Origin of the sequence: Luedemannella flava (assembly GCF_039528515.1) — a bacterium.
Lineage (GTDB): Bacteria > Actinomycetota > Actinomycetes > Mycobacteriales > Micromonosporaceae > Luedemannella > Luedemannella flava.
Window position 1 is genome coordinate 1 of sequence record NZ_BAAALT010000323.1, and the last position, 796, is coordinate 796.

A 796-nucleotide genomic window follows, 5' to 3' on the forward strand; every position below is an offset into this window, starting at 1 on the left:
ACACTCGCTCAACGGGAGCGGGTCGGACGCCTAGAAAGGGCGATTCCTCATGAAGCTGAACATCGACACCACGGGCAAGACGTTCACGGTCACCAAGGCTGTGGAGGAGAAGAAGGACCAGAACGGCCGGCAGAAGGCTGACCGGAACACCAACGAGCTGCTCTGGTCGGTTCAGGTGATGGCGCTCGACGAGACGGGCGGCGAGGTGATCAACGTGACTCTGGCGGGCAATGCCATGCCGAAGGTCAACGTTGGCTCCGTCGTCGTGCCGGTCGAGCTGGAGGCCATGCCGTGGGCCACCAACGGGCGGAACGGTGTCGCGTACAAGGCCAAGACCCTCAACGCCGCGTCGGGTTCTGCGAAGTAGTTCTCCACTCATCCCGTGATTCGTGCACTGCTCAGCTAGGGGTAGTCATGTCGCAACCGATGGACAACCGAACCGTCACAGCGAATCAAGCACGGTCCGAGTACGTGGCCAAGTGCAACGAAATCGTGGAAATCGAACTGGTGTTGGTCTTCTTGGACCAGAGCATCGCTAGCAGCCTGAACCGGGCTGAACCTGTCGTTGCGATCAGCAACGATGCAACTGCTGTCTACGCCTCGGAGGCGTTCTGGCAACTGCTCGACCTGTACCGCGAGGCCTGCGATCGTCGCCTCGATCTGTACGCCGCACGCGACTACGCGTACGCGGTCTGGAAGTCGGCCTCACCCACGGAATCGGGTGAAGTCACCGCGATTGACGCATACGTGTCAACACCGATCAACAACCGCTAGAAACCAAGAACGGCCCTCGAAA

Annotated in this window: 2 protein-coding genes; both read left to right on the forward strand. The window is 60.3% G+C overall.

What is annotated here, in order from left to right; all coding sequences use genetic code 11:
* The first annotated feature begins 49 nt into the window (after nucleotides 1-49).
* Nucleotides 50-367, forward strand: coding sequence for a hypothetical protein (locus ABD211_RS33000; protein ID WP_141857621.1), 318 nt, complete (start codon nucleotides 50-52; stop codon nucleotides 365-367).
* 47 nt (nucleotides 368-414) lie between these two features.
* Entirely contained in the window at nucleotides 415-774 is a 360-nt protein-coding gene (locus tag ABD211_RS33005) for a hypothetical protein (RefSeq protein ID WP_141857620.1), read from the forward strand.
* Nucleotides 775-796 lie beyond the last annotated feature (22 nt).

What these genes read in the sequence shown, in the direction of transcription:
- ABD211_RS33005 (WP_141857620.1), top strand. Translation starts at nt 415, where the DNA reads ATGTCGCAACCGATGGACAACCGAACCGTCACAGCGAATCAAGCACGG.
- ABD211_RS33000 (WP_141857621.1), top strand. Translation starts at nt 50, where the DNA reads ATGAAGCTGAACATCGACACCACGGGCAAGACGTTCACGGTCACCAAG.